Origin of the sequence: Streptomyces sp. NPDC057271 (assembly GCF_042668715.1) — a bacterium.
Lineage (GTDB): Bacteria > Actinomycetota > Actinomycetes > Streptomycetales > Streptomycetaceae > Streptomyces.
In genome coordinates, this window is the sequence record NZ_JBHUYJ010000060.1 from 1 (window position 1) to 17,170 (window position 17,170).

The 17,170-nt window shown below is 72.9% G+C and carries 15 protein-coding genes; 9 read left to right on the forward strand and 6 right to left on the reverse strand.

The genetic code is table 11. The features are described from left to right. Window positions 1-116: 116 nt before the first annotated feature. Both ACFUJR_RS24780 and rsmH read right to left on the reverse strand, forming a co-directional pair. Complete coding sequence (locus ACFUJR_RS24780; RefSeq protein ID WP_383172501.1) at window positions 117-668, reverse strand: septum formation initiator family protein; 552 nt, start codon at window positions 666-668, stop codon at window positions 117-119. Between the two features lie 100 nt (window positions 669-768). Then, window positions 769-1,725, reverse strand: a complete 957-nt coding sequence (gene rsmH / locus ACFUJR_RS24785; protein ID WP_383172499.1) for a 16S rRNA (cytosine(1402)-N(4))-methyltransferase RsmH — start codon at window positions 1,723-1,725, stop codon at window positions 769-771. A gap of 313 nt (window positions 1,726-2,038) precedes the next feature. Here rsmH and ACFUJR_RS24790 point away from each other — a divergent pair, with 313 nt between their 5' ends. From ACFUJR_RS24790 to ACFUJR_RS24805, 4 genes are all read left to right on the forward strand, one after another. Further along, window positions 2,039-2,578: a beta-class carbonic anhydrase gene (locus tag ACFUJR_RS24790; RefSeq protein ID WP_383172497.1), complete on the forward strand. Its 540-nt coding sequence runs from the start codon at window positions 2,039-2,041 to the stop codon at window positions 2,576-2,578. A gap of 161 nt (window positions 2,579-2,739) precedes the next feature. Continuing rightward, window positions 2,740-3,759, forward strand: a complete 1,020-nt coding sequence (locus tag ACFUJR_RS24795) for an AAA family ATPase (protein WP_383172495.1) — start codon at window positions 2,740-2,742, stop codon at window positions 3,757-3,759. After that, window positions 3,759-5,132 carry a DUF58 domain-containing protein gene (locus ACFUJR_RS24800; RefSeq protein WP_383172494.1) on the forward strand — a complete coding sequence of 458 codons (1,374 nt, stop codon included), beginning with the start codon at window positions 3,759-3,761 and terminating at the stop codon, window positions 5,130-5,132. The genes ACFUJR_RS24795 and ACFUJR_RS24800 overlap by 1 nt, the downstream gene beginning before the upstream one ends. Continuing rightward, window positions 5,129-7,549, forward strand: coding sequence for a DUF3488 and DUF4129 domain-containing transglutaminase family protein (locus ACFUJR_RS24805; RefSeq protein WP_383172492.1), 2,421 nt, complete (start codon window positions 5,129-5,131; stop codon window positions 7,547-7,549). The genes ACFUJR_RS24800 and ACFUJR_RS24805 overlap by 4 nt, the downstream gene beginning before the upstream one ends. 359 nt (window positions 7,550-7,908) lie before the next feature. Here the strand turns inward: ACFUJR_RS24805 and ACFUJR_RS24810 are convergent, their stop codons facing one another. The 3 genes from ACFUJR_RS24810 to ACFUJR_RS24820 form a co-directional block, all read right to left on the reverse strand. Further along, window positions 7,909-8,313, reverse strand: coding sequence for a DUF3040 domain-containing protein (locus ACFUJR_RS24810; RefSeq protein WP_352191812.1), 405 nt, complete (start codon window positions 8,311-8,313; stop codon window positions 7,909-7,911). A 268-nt stretch (window positions 8,314-8,581) separates the two neighbouring features. Next, window positions 8,582-9,370 carry a methyltransferase gene (locus ACFUJR_RS24815; RefSeq protein ID WP_383172491.1) on the reverse strand — a complete coding sequence of 263 codons (789 nt, stop codon included), beginning with the start codon at window positions 9,368-9,370 and terminating at the stop codon, window positions 8,582-8,584. A gap of 79 nt (window positions 9,371-9,449) precedes the next feature. Next, complete coding sequence (locus ACFUJR_RS24820; protein ID WP_383172489.1) at window positions 9,450-10,010, reverse strand: SAV_6107 family HEPN domain-containing protein; 561 nt, start codon at window positions 10,008-10,010, stop codon at window positions 9,450-9,452. Window positions 10,011-10,178: 168 nt separating this feature from the next. Between ACFUJR_RS24820 and ACFUJR_RS24825 the strand changes: the two genes are divergently transcribed. The 5 genes from ACFUJR_RS24825 (at window position 10,179) to ACFUJR_RS24845 (ending at window position 16,249) form a co-directional block, all read left to right on the forward strand. Continuing rightward, a complete protein-coding gene (locus ACFUJR_RS24825; RefSeq protein WP_383172488.1) occupies window positions 10,179-11,126 on the forward strand; it encodes an ATP-binding cassette domain-containing protein in 948 nt (315 codons plus the stop codon). Next, window positions 11,098-13,185 (forward strand): YhgE/Pip family protein, encoded by a 2,088-nt coding sequence (locus ACFUJR_RS24830; protein WP_383172487.1) that lies wholly within the window; start codon window positions 11,098-11,100, stop codon window positions 13,183-13,185. Before ACFUJR_RS24825 ends, ACFUJR_RS24830 begins: the two co-directional genes overlap by 29 nt. Before the next feature lie 43 nt (window positions 13,186-13,228). Next, window positions 13,229-13,837, forward strand: coding sequence for a TetR/AcrR family transcriptional regulator (locus tag ACFUJR_RS24835; RefSeq protein ID WP_383172485.1), 609 nt, complete (start codon window positions 13,229-13,231; stop codon window positions 13,835-13,837). Window positions 13,838-14,100: 263 nt separating this feature from the next. Continuing rightward, window positions 14,101-14,721 carry a DUF4126 domain-containing protein gene (locus ACFUJR_RS24840; protein ID WP_383173061.1) on the forward strand — a complete coding sequence of 207 codons (621 nt, stop codon included), beginning with the start codon at window positions 14,101-14,103 and terminating at the stop codon, window positions 14,719-14,721. 94 nt (window positions 14,722-14,815) lie between these two features. Beyond that, complete coding sequence (locus ACFUJR_RS24845; protein WP_383173059.1) at window positions 14,816-16,249, forward strand: phytoene desaturase family protein; 1,434 nt, start codon at window positions 14,816-14,818, stop codon at window positions 16,247-16,249. Between the two features lie 38 nt (window positions 16,250-16,287). On the opposite strand, the gene ACFUJR_RS24850 is transcribed toward ACFUJR_RS24845, so the two are convergent. Continuing rightward, window positions 16,288-17,130, reverse strand: a complete 843-nt coding sequence (locus ACFUJR_RS24850; protein ID WP_383173057.1) for a hypothetical protein — start codon at window positions 17,128-17,130, stop codon at window positions 16,288-16,290. Window positions 17,131-17,170 lie beyond the last annotated feature (40 nt).

Below are 17,170 nucleotides of genomic sequence, written 5' to 3' on the forward strand. Positions count from 1 at the left end.
GGCCTGCGCGGGGCGCCGCCGGAGCGTGCGGCGGCGGGCCGGGGGCGTGCGGGGCGCGCGGGCCCGGCAGGGCCGGGGACCCGGCGGCGCGGGGGCTCCTTGGAGGGCACTGCGGGTCACCTGCCGGAGGTCGTCGGGGCGGGCGCGGTCGTCTTCGGCGTCGTATCGGGCGTCTCGGGCCGCGTCGAGGGGGTCGCGCCGCCCTGGCCGGGCGTCGCTGCCGGTGTCGCGGAGGCGCTTGTGGCGGGGTTCGTGCGCGGCGGGGTCCGGTCGGGCTTCGGGGTGGGTGGCGGCTTCGGCGCGGCCGTCGCCTCCGAGGGCTCGCCGAGGACCTTGCCGCTCGGGTCGAGGAAGGCGGGGCTGCCGCCGGGGACCATGCCGAGTTCCCGGGCCCTGCGCTCCAGCGCGTCGGGCGCGGAGTGGTCGTCCACGTCCCGCTGGAGCGCCTGCTCCTCGTCGGTCAGCTCGGTGGTGCGGTTCTTGAGGTCACGCAGCTTGAAGGAGCCCTGGTTGAGGGCGGAGTTGAGCAGCAGGAGCGTGATGAGACCGCCGCCGAGCAGCACCACGACAAGGAGGACGAAGGGGGTGCGGGCGGCGGTGCTGGGCCCGGAGGGCATGAGCCGCCCGAGCCGCGCCGCCCGCCCTTTGAGCGGCCCCTTCGTCGTCATGCCCACTCGCTTCCGCGCGCTTCTCCCCCGCCCACGAGCCGCGTGGCCGCGGCGGCGCGGGGCGCTTCGCTCGGGGTGGCGGTGGGAGCCGGGCGGGCGGTCACAGTTCGTCCTCCCGGATGCGCTGCGCCCCTCGGAGCCGGGCCGGGGCGGCTCGGCGGTTCTCGGCGATCTCCTCCTCGGTGGGGAGCTCGGCGCCTCGGGTGAGCAGCTTCAGCCGGGGCTGGTACCGCTCGGGGACCACCGGCAGGCCGGGCGGCGCGGTGTTCGCCGCGCCCGCCGCGAAGACCTGCTTGACCAGGCGGTCCTCAAGGGAGTGGTACGAGAGGACAGCGATCCGGCCGCCCACGGCGAGCGCCTTCACCGCGGCCGGGATCGCCCGCTCCAGGACGGTCAGCTCGCCGTTGACCTCGATGCGCAGGGCCTGGAAGGTGCGCTTGGCCGGGTTGCCGCCGGTGCGCTTGGCGGCCTGCGGCAGCGCGTCGCGGATCAGCTCGACCAGGCGGGCGCTGTTGGTGAACGGCTCCTTCTCGCGCTCGCGCACGATCGCGGAGACGATCCGCTTGGCCTGCTTCTCCTCGCCGTACGCCCGCAGGATGCGGACCAGCTCGCCGGCCGGGTAGGTGTTGAGGACCTCCGCCGCGCTCATGCCGGTCGTCTGGTCCATGCGCATGTCGAGCGGGGCGTCCTGCGCGTAGGCGAAGCCCCGGTCGGCCTCGTCGAGCTGCATGGAGGAGACGCCCAGGTCGAAGAGGATGCCGTCGACGCGCGGGACACCGAGCCGGTCGAGGACCTCGGGCAGCTCGTCGTAGACCGCGTGGACGAGCGTCGCGCGCTCACCGTACGGGGCGAGCCGCTCGCCGGAGAGCCGCAGCGCCTCCTTGTCCCGGTCGAGGGCGACGAGACGCGCCTCGGGGAACCGCGCGAGCAGCGCCTCGCTGTGGCCGCCGAGTCCGAGGGTGCAGTCGACGACGACCGCGCCGGGGCGTTCCAGGGCGGGGGCCAACATGTCCAGGCACCGCTGGAGCATCACCGGGACGTGTCGGTCGTTGCTCAATTGCGCCCTCTCAGAATTCGGCTCAAGATTCGGCGCGGCCGCTACGCATCCGCCGCGCACGCGGGGGAGAAAGCGCGGAAATCGCTCAATGTCTCCGTGAACTTCGCGTCACTTTAGTCCACTGACCGTGGCGGTCAATCAACCGGCTGGCGCGTCGCACAGGGCTTCGGCCGGAGCCGGGCATTCAGGATGGCTCACCCGAATGGGCCTCCTCTTCGTATGCCTGTGGGTTACCTCACAACAAGCCTCATTGACGTTCTTTGTCCGCTCTCACAGCGGGCCATGAGCGCCTGTGACCACTACCGTCGTAGACATGTCGACCTCTGCGCACCCTTCTGCCGACGTGATCCGAACCGCCGGCACGGTCACCGACCGGCTCGTCGAGGCCAACGAGCGGTACGCCGCCGGCTTCACCGACCCCGGCATGGACGCTCGACCCGTGCTGAACGTGGCCGTGGTCGCCTGCATGGACGCCCGCCTCGACCTCCACGCCGCGCTCGGCCTGGAACTCGGCGACTGTCACACCATCCGCAACGCGGGCGGCGTCGTCACCGACGACGTGATCCGCTCGCTCACGATCAGCCAGCGCGCGCTCAAGACCCGCAGCGTGGTGCTCATCCACCACACCGGCTGCGGCCTGGAGTCGCTCACCGAGGACTTCCGGCACGAACTGGAGATGGAGGTCGGTCAGCGGCCGGCCTGGGCCGTGGAGGCCTTCCGCGACGTCGAGCAGGACGTCCGGCAGTCCATGCAGCGCGTCCGGACCTCGCCGTTCCTGCTGCACACCGACGACATCCGCGGGTTCGTCTTCGATGTGACCACCGGCCTGCTCCGCGAGATCGACCCCGCCTGATCCGCAGGGCGCAACATGGCAAACCCCGGCATAACGCCCCCACTTGTCCACAGGCGAGTGACACAACCCGGCAAGGGCAACAAGAATGCTCGGGTGACACCCCCCGCAAAGAACCGCGGGGGCAGGTGTCGGTGTCTTTCGGAGGGGCCGAGGAGGGCCGGGTGACGACCTATGACGATCGAGCGAGCCTCACAGATCTGACCACCACAGCGGAGCGCGTCCGCAGGTCGGTGGAGGGTGTGATCGAGGGCAAGCCTGAGGTCGTACGGCTTTCGCTGACCGTGCTGCTCGCCGAGGGACATCTTCTGATCGAGGATGTCCCCGGCGTCGGCAAGACGATGCTGGCCAAGACGCTGGCGCGGTCCATCGACTGCTCGGTGCGCCGAATCCAGTTCACGCCCGACCTGCTGCCGTCGGACATCACCGGCGTGTCGATCTTCGACCAGCAGCGGCGGGACTTCGAGTTCAAGCCGGGCGCGATCTTCGCCCAGATCGTGATCGGCGACGAGATCAACCGCGCCTCGCCGAAGACCCAGTCCGCTCTCCTGGAGTCCATGGAGGAGCGGCAGGTCACGGTCGACGGGCAGACGTACGAGCTGCCGAGTCCCTTCATGGTCGTCGCCACGCAGAACCCGGTGGAGATGGAGGGCACGTACCCGCTCCCCGAGGCCCAGCGCGACCGCTTCATGGCGCGCGTCTCGATCGGCTACCCCAGCGCCGAGGCCGAGCTCCAGATGCTCGGCATCCACGGGGCGGTCAACCCGCTGGACGACCTGCAGCCGGTCGCCCACGCCCATGACATCGTCAAGCTGATCGACGCGGTGCGGGCCGTCCACGTCGCCGACTCCGTGCGCCGGTACGCCGTGGACGTCGTCGCCGCGACCAGGACCCACCCGGACCTGAGACTCGGCGCCTCCCCGCGTGCCACGCTCCACCTGCTGCGCGCCGCCAAGGCGTCCGCCGCGCTCAGCGGCCGCGAGTACGTCCTGCCGGACGACCTCCAGGCGCTGGCCGTGCCGGTCCTCGCGCACCGGCTGCTGCCGACGGCGCAGGCCCAGCTGAACCGGCGTACGGCGGAGCAGGTGGTCCTCGACATCCTGCAGCGCACGCCCGTCCCGGCCACCGCGCCGCCCGCCGGACCGCACTTCGGCCACCAGCAGCCCGGCGTTCGGCCGCTGTGATGGCGACCGCTGCCACGCCGGAGGGGCAGCGGGGAGACGACCTGGGCGCTCGCGCGGGTGACGACCGGGGCGGTCTGCGGGCAGCCCTGAGCGGACTCACCACGCGCGGCCGGTCCTTCCTCGCCGCCGGTGTCGCCGCCGCGATCTGCGCCTTCGTCCTCGGCCAGGGGGACCTGCTGCGCGTCGGGCTGCTGCTCGCGGTGCTGCCGCTGCTCTGCGCCGTGGTGCTCCACCGCACCCGCTACCGGGTCGCCGGCAGCCGACGGCTCTCCCCACAGCGGGTGCCGGTCGGCTCGGAGGCGCGCGTCCACCTGCGGATGGACAACGTCTCCCTGCTGCCCACCGGGCTGCTCATGCTCCAGGACCACGTCCCGTACATGCTCGGGCCGCGACCCCGGTTCGTCCTGGACCGGGTCGAGGCGGGCGGCCGGCGCGAGGTGTCGTACCGGGTCCGCTCCGACCTGCGCGGCCGCTTCCCGCTGGGCCCGCTCCAGCTCCGGCTGAACGATCCGTTCGGCCTGTGCGAGCTGACGCGTTCCTTCAGCGCGTACGACACCCTGACGGTGGTCCCCAGAACCGAGCCGCTCCCGCCGGTGAAGCTGGCCGGCGAGGCGGCGGGGTACGGCGACGGCAGCCTGCGCTCGCTGGCGCTGGCCGGGGACGACGACGTGATCCCGCGCACCTACCGCCACGGGGACGATCTGCGCCGGGTCCACTGGCGGTCCACCGCGCGCTACGGCGAGCTGATGGTGCGCCGGGAGGAGCAGCCGCAGCGGGCCCGCTGCACGGTGCTGCTCGACACCCGGGCCATCGCCTACGAGGGCGCCGGGCCGGACTCGGCCTTCGAGTGGGCGGTCTCCGGAGCGGCCTCCGCGCTGGTGCACATGCTGGAGCGGGGCTTCTCGGTACGGCTGCTCACCGACACGGGCACCTCGGTGCCCGGTGAGGGCGCCGAGGGCTTCGCCGGTACGACGCACGACTCGGCCGAGGCGGCCGGGCTGATGATGGACACCCTCGCCGTCGTGGACCACTCCGACGGCGCCGGTCTCTCGCGCGCGTACGACGTGCTGCGAAGCGGCAACGAGGGTCTGCTGATCGCCTTCGTCGGCGACATCGACGAGGAGCAGGCGGCGCTCGCCGCCCGGATGCGGCAGCGCAGCGGCGCGGCCGTGGCCTTCGTCCTGGACTCCGGCACGTGGATCTCCGGGGGCGCGGCGTCCGGGGCGGTCGAGGAGCGGCTGAGGCAGCTGCGGGAGGCCGGCTGGACGGCGCTGGCCGTTCCCCCGGGTGCCCGGCTCGCCGAGCTGTGGCAGCAGGCGGGCGGGATCCGCGCGGAGAGCGCCGCGGGCGACACGTACGGAGGTTGGTCATGAGCGGCCTCGGGCGGCTGACGCTGGGCGCCTACGCCGCCACACTGATGGCGGCGGGCGCGCTCCTGCCGCTGGTGCGGCCGGCGAACTGGATCTTCACGGCGGCGCTGCTGCTCGCGGTGCAGAGCGGGGTCGGCGCGCTGGCCCGGCGGGTGCCGCTGGCCAGGCCACTGACGATCACGGCGCAGGCCGTCGTGAGCGTGCTGGCGATGACCCTGGTCTTCGCCCGGGAGCAGGCGCTGCTCGGGCTGCTGCCCGGGCCGGAGGCCCTCGGACGGTTCGCCACGCTCTTCCGGTCGGGCGTCGACGACGTGGGGACCTATGCGATCCCGGCCCCGGACACCGCGGGCATCCGGCTGATGGTGGTCGGCGGCGTGCTGGTGATCGGGCTCCTGGTGGACACGCTCGCGGTGACCTTCCGCAGCGCGGCCCCGGCAGGTCTGCCGCTGCTCGCGCTCTACTCGGTGGCCGCGGGTCTCTCCGAGGGCGGCGCGAGCTGGATGTGGTTCCTGCTCGGGGCCTCCGGGTATCTCATGCTCCTCCTGGCGGAGAGCCGGGACCGGCTCTCGCAGTGGGGGCGGGTCTTCGGCGCCGCGCCACGGGCCGGCCGCCCCGGTACGTCCGGCTCCGGGGGCGCGCGGCCGCTCGCCCCGGTGCGGACCGGCCGGCGGATCGGCGTGGTCGCGATGGGTGTCGCGCTGGCCGTGCCGGCGGTGCTGCCCACGCTCTCCGGCGGTTTGTTCGGCGGCTCGGGCGGGGGGCCGGGCCAGAGCGGCACGGGCGGGACGATCTCGGCGGTGAACCCGCTGGTCTCGCTCCAGGACAATCTGCGCCAGCCCGAGGACCGGGAGGTGCTGCGGTACCGGACGAACGCTGCCGACACCAGTGGCATGTATCTGCGGCTCGTGGCGCTCGACCAGTTCGACGGAACGTCGTGGAAGTCCTCCGTCCGCCCGATCGAGGACGTGCCCAAGCCGCTGCCGCGGCCGGACGGCCTGAGTGGGCAGGTCGGGACGACCGAGGTGACGGGCAACTTCGTCGCCTCCCCGACGTACGAGCAGAAGTGGCTGCCGATGCCGTACCCGGCGTCCCGGGTGGAGATCGGCGGGCGCTGGCGGTACGAGCCGGCCGGGCGGATGCTCGTCGGCGACGACGGGCAGACCACCCGGGGCGCCCGGTACACGGTGGCCAGCCTGGACGTGCGGCCCACGGCCGCGCAGCTTGCGGCGGCCCCGCCGGCGCCGGGCCGGCTCCGCGCCGAGTACACCAAGGTCCCCGACTCTCTGCCGCTCGACGTACGGGCGACGGCGCTCCAGGTCACCAAGGGCGCGCGGAATCACTACGAGCGGGCCGTGAAGCTGCAGGACTGGTTCGCGTCGGACGGCGGCTTCCGCTACGACGTCGATGTCGAGTCCGGTACGGGTGTCCAGGCGATCTCGCGCTTCCTGGAGCGGCGGGAGGGCTTCTGCGTCCACTTCTCGTTCTCGATGGCGGCGATGGCGCGGACCCTGGGGATCCCGTCGCGGGTGGCGGTCGGCTTCATGCCGGGCAGCCCGCAGGCCGACGGCTCGATGTCGGTGGGTATCCGGGACGCCCACGCCTGGCCCGAGCTGTACTTCGAGGGCGCGGGGTGGACCCGGTTCGAGCCCACGCCGACGCGGGGCTTCACGCCGGAGTACACGCGGCAGCAGTCCCCGTCGGGGACGCCGACCGAGTCGGCGCAGCCGTCGGCGAGCGCGTCCGCCGCGCCGTCGGCGGTGCCGAGCGCGTCGGACAGCTGCCCGCCGCAGCTGCGCCGACTCGGTGAGTGCGGACCGGACGCGGCGGCGGGCGGTGCCTCATCGGACGGCGGCGGGATCGATCCGCTGACGGTGGTCCTGGTGTGCCTGGGCGTGGCGGTGGTGGTGCTTCTGCCGCTGACACCTCTGCTGTGGCGCAGGCGGGTACGGTCGCGGCGGCTCGGCTCCTCGGGCCGTACCGCCGAGGACGCGGTGGCCAGGACGCTGGACGCGTGGCAGGAGATCGTCGACACGGCCTGGGACCACGGGGTGGTGCCGGACGAGTCGATCACACCTCGGAAGACGGCGGCCAGGATCGTCCGGCTCGGTGCCCTGGAGGGCGAGCCGGCCGACGCGGTGCACCGGGTGGCGCGGGCGGTGGAGCAGGTCCTCTACGCCCCGCAGCCTCGTCCCGGCACGGGCCTGGCGGACGAGGTGGCCCTGGTCGGGTCCGGCTTCGCGGCGGCCGCCTCCCGGAAGGTCCGGCTGCGGGCACTGCTGGCTCCGCGCTCGGCCGCGCGGGTGATCTGGAGGGCGTCGGCGGGCTGGTCGGCCCTGACGGACCGCTGGGGCGCGCGCCGCCAGGCCGTGACGCTCCGCCTGACGTCGTCCCTCCGCCGCCTGACCCGCACGAACCCCTGACCCGACGGGGGCGCCACCCGACACCCCGCCGGGGTCACGGGAAGGTCGCCCCCGTTGGGGCACCCCGTCAGGGGCACGGAACGGTCGCCCCCGACAGGCGCACCCGTCAGGGGCACGAAACGGTCGCCCCCGACAGGCGCACCCGTCAGGGGCACGAAACGGTCGCCCCCGACAGCGGCCCCGACGGTCGAGCCCGTCGGGCACGGAACACTCCCCCCGTCAGGCGCACCCCGTCGGGGGCACGGAACACTCGCGCCGTGATGGCGAGGCGAAACGGGACGAGCCCCGCGGGACGCGCTGTGGCGCGGGCCCGCGGGGCTCGGTGTCGTGTAGGGGCGCGAGGCGCCCTCAACGCGGCGTCAGTGGCCGCCGCCCTGCTGCTCGTCGCGGCGGCGCTGCCAACGCTCTTCGATCCGGTTCATCATCGAGCGGCGCTGCCGGGTCTGACGGCCACCGGCCGCCGCCCCGCCACTCGCCTGCTGCTCACCCGGTTTGGGCGCCTTGCGCCATCCGGTGACCGCCAGTACCGCGCAGCCCAGCATGACGAGGAACCCCACCACGCTGATCCAGATCTGCTGAGCGACCATTCCAGCCATGAGGAGCGCGATACCCACCAGGAAGCCGGCGACTGCCTGGTAGACCCGTCGCCGGGTGTACGTACGCAGTCCGCTTCCCTCGAGCGCTGTCGCGAACTTGGGATCTTCGGCGTACAGCGCTCGCTCCATCTGCTCGAGCATTCGCTGCTCGTGCTCCGAGAGCGGCACGGAGTCCTCCTAGTCGTCGGTCGCGGGGGCGACCGGGATGCGGCCCTTTCAGGATAGGCAGGGAATCGCCCCCGTGAAACCCGCCCTCAACGCCTAATCGCCAATCCGGGCCGCCATGCGGTTCGGTTGCTGAGGCGTTGATTCCCCGGCCACCTGCCCGTCATGCCGGACGGTGTCCCCCGATCATACGGGGCAAAGCCCGCGACCGGAGGCGCTGTGGCGTACTCCATGTGCGATCGCGCCGCTGATCAGCGGCGCGACCGAGGTATCAGGCGGGCTTCTCGCCCAGGACGTGCAACTGGGTGGCGATGGCATGGAAGGAGGGCAGCTCCGCCGCTGCGGCCTCCAGCTTGAGTAGCGCCTCGGCCGCGCCGGGCTCGGTGTCGACGAGGACGCCGGGGACGAGGTCGGCGAAGACCCGCACGCCGTGCACCGCGCCGACGTCCAGACCGGCCGCGCCCGCCAGCTCGGTGAGCTGCTCCGCGGTGAACCGCCGGGGCACCGGGTCGCCGGTCCCCCAGCGGCCGGCCGGGTCGCTGAGGGCGTTCCTGGCCTCGGTGAAGTGTCCGGCCAGCGCGCGGGCGAGAACCGCGCCGCCGACGCCGGCGGCGAGCAGGCTGAGCGCACCGCCGTCCCGGAGTGCCGCGGTCGCGTTCCGTACGCCCTCGGCCGGGTCGTCCACGTACTCCAGCACGCCGTGGCAGAGCACCACGTCGAAGCCGTCGCGCCCGACCACGTCGAAGAGGCCGCGGATGTCGCCCTGGACCCCACTGACCCGCTCGGCGACGCCGGCCTCGGCGGCCCGGCGCTCCAGCGCGAACAGCGCGTTGGGGCTGGGGTCGACGACGGTGACCCGGTGGCCGAGGCGGGCCACCGGCACGGCGAAGTTCCCGGAGCCGCCGCCCGTGTCGAGGACATCCAGGCTGCCCTTCCCGGTGACCTTGACCCGGCGATCGAGGGCGTCCTTGAGGACGTCCCAGACGACGGCCGTACGCAGGGAGGCGCGCGACGGGCGCGACGACGCCTCTCGACCAAAGACAGGGGAAGGGTCCGACACGGCTGTTGACTCCTCGGTGACGGTGTACGAACGCCTCCCACCCTATGGCCTCGGCCGTACTGCCCCACTCAACCGCCGCTCACCCCGTGGCCTCGCCGGCGCCGGTCTGGCGGGGCAGTACGGGCTGGAGGACGAGGAGCTGCTCGACCAGGCGCAGGAACATCGCGGCGTCCCTGATCAGGTCGTCGGCGTCCCGGTTGGTCGCGGCGCCCGGTATGCCCGCCTCGGCCCGGGCCCGGCGGGAGGCGCCGGAGGCGAAGAGGGCGCTCCACTCGGTGAGCTCGGGCGCTATCTCGGGCAGCACCTCCCAGGCGCTGCGGATCCTGGCCCGTTTACGGGGATCGGTCTCAGGGCGCCCTCGGACGGCGAGCACGGCGGCGGCGGTACGGAGGGCGGCGAGGTGCGCCGTGGCGTATCGCTCGTTGGGCCGGTCGAAGGCAGCCGCCTCGTCGAGCCCGGTGCGGGCCTGGGCGAGCAGGTCGAGGGCGGCGGGCGGCGCCGTGGAGCGGCGCAGCACGGGGTGGACGTCGGACGGTGGTCCTGCCAGTACGGGGGCGGGTCGGCCTCCCCCGGAGCCTTCGGCGTGGGAGGTGCCCCCAAGGCGGCGCCTGGGCGCGGCTGCTGCGGAGGAGCTGGTCATGACGAGCCTCCTGTCGTCGTGTGACGGCTCTGTGTCCGTATGTGTCCATCGTGAAGGGCACCACTGACAATCACGCCGACCTGCTGTTTTGCCGAGAGCGGCGATCAAGGGGTAAGTTTTTGAACTGACTGGTCAGTTCAAAAACTTGGGGAAGTTGGGGGTGGACCGGTGGAAGCGAACCCGGAGGAGCCGCACGGCGCAGCCGTCGTCGCGGACGGATTCGGGCTGAAGGGACCGCGCGGCTGGGTGTTCCGCGAGGTCGGCTTCCGGGCCGAACCGGGCGCGCTCGTCGCGATCGAGGGCCCGTCGGGATCGGGCCGCACCTGTCTGCTGCTCGCGCTGACCGGCCGGATGAAGCCGAAGGAGGGCCACGCGGAGGTCGCGGGACACTCCCTGCCGCGCAGGATGGCCGCCGTGCGCCGGATCAGCGCGCTCGGCCCGGTGCCCGGGGTCAGCGACCTCGACCCGTCCCTCACCGTCGCCGAGCATCTGCGCGAGCGGGCCCTGCTCCAGCGCCGCTACGACGGCGCCGTCCGCGCTCTGCTCCGGCCGCCCGGCGAGCGGGCCGCCGCCACCCGGGCCCGGATCGACGCGGCCCTGGAGGCCTCCGGACTCGACCTGGACGCCCTGCCGAAGGGCGAGCGGACCTCCGTACGGGATCTGGAGCGCCTGGAGGCGCTGCGCCTGTCCGTGGCCCTGGCCCTCATCGGCCGGCCCCGGCTGCTCGCCCTCGACGACACCGACCTCAAGCTCTCGCCGGCCGACCGGGCCGAGGCGTGGGCGCTCCTGCGCTCGATCGCCGACGCCGGAACGACGGTGCTCGCCGTGTGCAGCGAGGCCCCCGAGGGCGCCCTGAAGGTCACCACGGTCCCGCGCACCGCCGAGGCCACCCAGGCCGACGCCACGGCCGATGACACCGCCGACGCCACGGCCGAAGACGCGACCGAGGACACCGCCGAAAACACCCCGGCCGAAGACACCGCCGACACCACGGCCGAAGACGCGACCGACGTCTCCGCTGGCGCTCCCGCTGCCGACGCCGACGCCGACGCCGCGAACGAAGACACGACCGAGGAGGGGGAAGCCGATGCGCTCGCCGAAACTGGCCGCGCTTGAGCTGAAGCGGTTCGGCAGGGGGAAACTGCCGCGCGCCGCGCTCGTCGCGATCCTGCTGCTGCCGCTGCTCTACGGAGCGCTGTACCTCTGGTCCTTCTGGGACCCGTACAGCAGGCTCGACCGGATACCCGTCGCGCTCGTCAACGCCGACAAGGGCGCCACCGCCGACGGAAAGAAGATCAACGCCGGTGACGACATCACCGAGAACCTGCTCGACAGCAAGATCTTCGCCTGGCGTCAGGTGAGCGACGAGGAGGCCCGCAAGGGTGTCGAGGACGGGACGTACTACCTGTCGCTGACCATGCCGGAGGACTTCAGCAGCCGGATCGCCTCCAGTTCGGGCGACGCCCCCGAGACCGCTGCGCTGAAGGTCCGTACGAACGACGCCAACAACTACATCGTCGGGCAGATCTCGCGGACGGTCTTCTCCGAGGTGCGCACCGCCGCCTCCACCAAGTCCTCGCGCTCCTTCCTCGACAAGATCTTCATCTCGTTCTCCGACATCCACGACGCCACCGCCGACGCGGCCAAGGGCGCCGGCGATCTCAAGGACGGCGTGGACAAGGCCAAGAAGGGCTCCAAGAGCCTGGCCGACGGGCTGAAGGACGCCAAGACGGGCAGCGGCAACCTCTCCTCCGGGCTGAAGAAGCTCGACAAGGGCGCGAGCGAGCTGGAGACCGGCTCCCGGCAGGTCGCCGCCGGCACCAAGGCGCTTGCGGACAAGGTCAACGGAAAGGCCGACAAGGTCCGCCCGTACCTGAGGAACAACGGCAAGACGATCGGCGACACCGCCCGCCTGGTCGCCGACGCGGCCGGTGCCGTCCGCCACGACCTGGACGACGTGGTCCGCCGTGCCCCGGTCGCCCGCGGCGCCGCCCACATCGCGGACGACAAGCTGGAGGCCCTCCACAAGAAGAGTTGCGTCGACAACCCGCTGCCCGACCCGAAGGCCTGCCCCGTCCTCAAGGAGGCCAAGACCTCGGCCGACGACGTGGCCAAGATCGCCGACGACCTCTACGAGCTGGCCAAGGACAGCGACGGCGACCTGAAGAAGCTGGACAAGCGGCTCGCCGACGTCCAGAAGCAGGCCGACCAGCTCGCCAAGGACGCCCCACACCTGGACGACGACCTCGAAGGCGCCGTCAAGAAGATCAACAGGCTGAACGAGGGCGCCCAGAAGGTCGCCAAGGGCGCCGACGAGCTCCACACGGGCCTGACCAGCGCCAAGACCGGCTCGGCGAACCTCGACAGCGGCGTCGGCAAGCTCAAGAAGGGCGCGGGAGAGCTCGACGGCGGACTCTTCAAGCTCGCCGACGGATCGGGCGAGCTGGCCACCGGTCTGAAGCAGGGGGTCGACGACATCCCCGACTACGACAAGCAGGACCGCGACCGGCGTACGGAGGTCATGGCCGACCCCGTCGAACTCGCCTCCCAGTCGCTCCACAAGGCGCCCAACTACGGCACCGGCTTCGCCCCGTACTTCATCCCGCTCTCCCTCTGGGTCGGCGCGATGGTGGCGTACATGCTGATCCAGCCGCTCAACCGGCGCGCGCTCGCCGCGGGCGCCTCGGCCTGGCGGATCGCCCTGGCCGGCTGGCTTCCCGTCGCGGCCATCGGCCTGCTCCAGGTCGCCGCGCTGATGTCGGTCCTGCACTGGGGGCTGGGTCTCCAGATGACCAGGGCTGCCGGAACGGTCGGATTCCTGGCGCTGGTGACCTGCTGCTTCGCCGCGATCATCCAGTGGCTCAACGCCCGCTTCGGCGCGGCGGGCCGGATCCTGGTGCTGGCCGTGCTGATGCTCCAGCTGACCTCGGCGGGCGGCACCTACCCCGTGCAGACCAGCCCCGGCTTCTTCAACGCGATCCACCCCTTCCTGCCGATGAGCCATGTGGTCGAGTCGCTGCGGCGGCTGATCTCGGGCGGCGGGATCGGACCGGTCTGGCAGGCGTGCGCGGTCCTGGCCGCCTTCACGCTGGGCGCGCTGGCGCTGACGGCCGTCTCCGCGCGGCGCAAGCAGGTGTGGACGCTGGACCGGCTCCACCCCGATCTGTCCTTGTGAACCCACCCCTGTGGCCCCCGCGAGACCTGTGAGAATCGAGCCCATGGACAGCAGCAGCACCAGACGCCAGGCCACGCGCGCGAAGCTCTACGAGGCCGCCGTCACCCTCATCGCCGAGCAGGGCTTCTCGGCGACGACGGTGGACGAGATCGCCGAGCGCGCGGGCGTCGCCAAGGGAACGGTCTACTACAACTTCAAGAGCAAGACCGAGCTGTTCGAGGAGCTGCTGCGGCACGGCGTCGGGCTCCTCACCGCCTCCCTGCGGGCGGCGGCGGAGGAGACGGCGGAGCGGGGCGAAAGCCGGGTCGACGCGCTGGACGCGATGATCCGGGCGGGACTGGTCTTCATCGACCGCTACCCGGCCTTCACCCAGCTGTACGTGGCCGAGCTCTGGCGCACCAACCGGGCCTGGAACTCGACCCTCCTGGTGGTCCGCCAGCAGGCCGTCGCGGTGGTGGAGGGCGTGCTGCGCGAGGGGGTCGCGGAGGGCGAGCTGAGCGACGAGATCGACATCCCGCTCACCGCCGCGGCGCTGGTGGGGATGGTCCTGGTGGCCGCCCTCGACTGGCAGGCCTTCCAGCGGGAACGCTCGATCGACGACGTCCACAGCGCGCTGTCCCGGCTGCTGCACGGTCGCGTGAGCGGCCGCTGACCGCCCCGCCGACCTGAACGGCCAGGACGACGGACGGCGAGGCTCGATCCCCCCGAGCCTCGCCGTCCGCCGTTCCTGCAACCCCCGTTGCACCCCCGTGCCGTCAGGCACGCGACCCCGTTCCGCCACCCCGTGTCGGCGGTCCCGGAGCCGCGCTCCCTCCGTGCCACCACTCTCTCGTCCTCGCAGGTCGGAACCCATCCGCGCACCTACTCATCTCGACGTATAGGTACGGGTACTCAGACCTGGTTACGATCACGGGCGTGTCCGTGCTCCCCCTCGTCTTCACCAGCGGCTGGGCCAGCGGGATCAACGCCTACGCGGTGGTCCTGCTTCTCGGCGTCTTCGGCGCGACCGGTCTCACCGACGAGGTGCCCGAGTCGCTGCAGCGCACCGACGTCCTGATCGTCGCCGGTGTGCTGTTCCTCTGCGAGGCGGTGGCGGACAAGATCCCCTACGTCGACTCCGTCTGGGACTCCGTCCACACCGTGATCCGGCCGGTGGCGGGCGCGGTGGTGGCCGCGCTGCTCGCCGGTCAGTCCGGTTCGGTCCCCGAGCTCGCGGCGGGCGCGGTGGGCGGTACCACCGCCCTGCTGAGCCACTTCGTCAAGGCGGGGACCCGGATGGCGATCAACACCTCGCCCGAGCCGTTCTCCAACATCGCCATGAGCGCGGCGGAGGACCTCGGGGTGGCCGGGATCATCACCTTCGCCCTGTTCAATCCGGAGGTGGCGGCGATCATCGCGGCCGTCCTGCTCCTGTTCGGCCTGGTGATACTCGTCGTCCTCGCCCGGAGCATCCGCCGCTTCCTGCACCGAAGGGCGCAACGGCGGGAGGAGCGGCGCCTGGCCACGGCAGGGGCCCGGAGAGTCCCGCCCTACTGACCGGGTAGCCCTGCCCTACTGACCGGGGAGCCTGCCTCGGGACCGGCAGGGGCGGCCCGACTGACTGTCGGTGACGGCCGATAAGGTCGCTGACATGGCACGGATTGTGGTGATCGGCGCAGGTCTCGGCGCCATGGCGGCCGCCGCCCGGCTGGCCGTGGCGGGCCACCGGGTGACGGTGTACGAGCGGGGCGGGACGTACGGCGGCGCGGTGCGCCGCCTCGAGCGGGACGGGTTCGGCTTCGACACCGGCCCGGGGCTGCTGCATCTGCCCGCGGTGTACCGCGATCTCTTCGTCAAGACCGGCAAGGAGCCGCTGGAGGACTGCGTCGAGCTGAGTCAGGTCGATCCGGCGAGCCGTCATGTCTTCGCCGACGGCACCCGTGTGGACCTGCCGAACGCCTCGCGGGCGGGCACGGTCTCCGCCCTGGACGAGGCGCTCGGCGCGGGCGCCGGCGAGCGCTGGGGCGACTTCCTGGTCCGGGCCCGCGAGGCCTGGGACCGCACGCGCCGCCCGCTCCTGGAGGAGCCGCAGACGGAGGACACCTCGCCCCTGGCCCGCGAGCCGTACCCGGCCCTGAAGGCGGGGCTGTTGCGGCGCCCCACGACCCTGCTCGCGCAGGTCGGCGCGCGGGAGCTGCGCGATCCCCGGCTGGTCGCGCTCCTCGACACGTACGCATGGGGGTACGGCTTCGATCCGGCCACCGCCCCTGCCGCGGCCGCCGTCCTGCCGTACATGGAGCAGACGTTCGGGACCTGGTACGTGGGCGGTGGTATCCGGGCTCTCGCGGACGCGGTGTACCAGCGGTGTCTGAAGCGGCGGGTGGGGTTCGTCTTCGACAGCGAGGTCGCCGAGGTGCTGGAGCAGGGCGGCAGAGCCGTAGGCGTCGTCCTGTCGGGAGGCGAGACGGTCGAGGCGGACCACGTCGTCGCGGGCGCGCCCGTCCCCGCGCTGTACCGGGAGCACGTCGTGGGCCGGCGACGCCAGGACGAGTGGCCGCGGTACCAGGCCGACGGGACGGGCCGGATGACGGTCTGTCTTGCCCTGCGCGGCGCGCGGGAGGCGGGCTCCGTCCACCGTACGGTCGTCCACGCGGCCGCGGACCGCCCGACCACGACCGTGCTGCGGCCCGACGACCCGTCGCTCCGCCCCGACGACGACCACGAGTCGCTCACCCTCACCGCGACGGTGAGTCTGTACCCGGAGCACGACTGGGCGGAGATCGCCGAGGGGATGGTGACGGCCGCGGAATCGGCCGTGCCCGGGCTCCGTGAGCGGCTGCTCTGGCAGGAGGTCCGCACCCCGGACGACACCCTGCGGGAGACCGGCGCCGCCGGGGTGCCGGGGCCCGCGCTCGGGGGCGGGCGGGGCGCCTTCCTGCCCGCGGCCAACCGCTCCTCGCTGCCCGGGCTGTACTTCGCGGGCGGCTGGTCCCACCCCGGCGGCGGGCTCGCCCACGCGGGCATGTCGGGCGCGCTGGTCGCTGGGCTGATCGTGGAGGGCGACGACTTCCGCGGCTCCCGCTGAGGCCCGGGAGCGGCCGGCGGCCCCTGCTCCGCGGCCCCCTAGTACCGGTAGGGCTGGTCGTTGTTGTAGGGCTCGTAGTTCTCGTAGCCCTGCTGCGGCGGCTGCGCGGGCTGCTCTCCGTCGCGCTGCTGCGGCACCCACACCCCGCCGGGCGGCGTGTCGTAGCCGTACGAGGGCGCGTAGGGGTCCGCGTAGGGCTGCTGCCGACCGCCCGTGCCGTAGTCGTACGCGGCGTACTGCTGACCGTCCGTGGTCGGGCCGATGTACGGGTCCGAGTAGGCGGCGTACTGCTGCTGGCCGGTGCCGTAGTCGTAGGCGGGCTGCGCGTAGCCGGGCTGCTCCTCGTAGCCGCCTGGCTGCTGGGCGTAGCCCGGTGCCCCCTGCGTGCCGTAGCCGTCGTACTCCGCGTAGGCGGGCTGCGGGGTCTCGGCGTGGGCCTGGGAGTGGTCGTACTCGGTGTCGTAGACGCCGTACTGGCCGGTGTCGTCGGGCAGCGGCTGGGGCTCGTAGACTGCGGTGGTCTCGGCGGGGGACGGATCGACCTGCTCGTAGGCGAGGTCGCTGACCTCCAGGGTGGGCCCGGCCGCGACCGGCGCGCCGGACTTGCGCCGCCTGCTCGCGCCGGGGCTTCCGCCGATCGCCCAGCCGGTGGAGAAACCGCGGCGGAACGACAGGGTCACGTAGGTCTGGCCGACGGCGAAGGCCACCGCGCCCACGATGATCACCGCGACGGACGGCACCAGCACGCCGAGGACGACTCCGAGGAAGCCGCAGAAGGCGAGCACGCGCCAGCGCAGCCTCGCCTTGTACTGCAGGAGCACCTCACCCAGCAGCCACAACGCGACGACACCGAACGCGATGTAGAGGACCGTCCACCCCATGCCCGCCCCTCTCCTACGGCCACCGCCGCGGGTCTGGGGC

Bases quoted from the DNA above. Each gene is read 5' to 3' on its own strand.
- ACFUJR_RS24780 (WP_383172501.1), bottom strand. From the start codon at position 668: ATGACGACGAAGGGGCCGCTCAAAGGGCGGGCGGCGCGGCTCGGGCGG.
- ACFUJR_RS24790 (WP_383172497.1), top strand. From the start codon at position 2,039: ATGTCGACCTCTGCGCACCCTTCTGCCGACGTGATCCGAACCGCCGGC.
- ACFUJR_RS24800 (WP_383172494.1), top strand. From the start codon at position 3,759: ATGGCGACCGCTGCCACGCCGGAGGGGCAGCGGGGAGACGACCTGGGC.
- ACFUJR_RS24805 (WP_383172492.1), top strand. From the start codon at position 5,129: ATGAGCGGCCTCGGGCGGCTGACGCTGGGCGCCTACGCCGCCACACTG.
- ACFUJR_RS24820 (WP_383172489.1), bottom strand. From the start codon at position 10,010: ATGACCAGCTCCTCCGCAGCAGCCGCGCCCAGGCGCCGCCTTGGGGGC.
- ACFUJR_RS24830 (WP_383172487.1), top strand. From the start codon at position 11,098: ATGCGCTCGCCGAAACTGGCCGCGCTTGAGCTGAAGCGGTTCGGCAGG.
- ACFUJR_RS24835 (WP_383172485.1), top strand. From the start codon at position 13,229: ATGGACAGCAGCAGCACCAGACGCCAGGCCACGCGCGCGAAGCTCTAC.
- ACFUJR_RS24845 (WP_383173059.1), top strand. From the start codon at position 14,816: ATGGCACGGATTGTGGTGATCGGCGCAGGTCTCGGCGCCATGGCGGCC.
- ACFUJR_RS24850 (WP_383173057.1), bottom strand. From the start codon at position 17,130: ATGGGGTGGACGGTCCTCTACATCGCGTTCGGTGTCGTCGCGTTGTGG.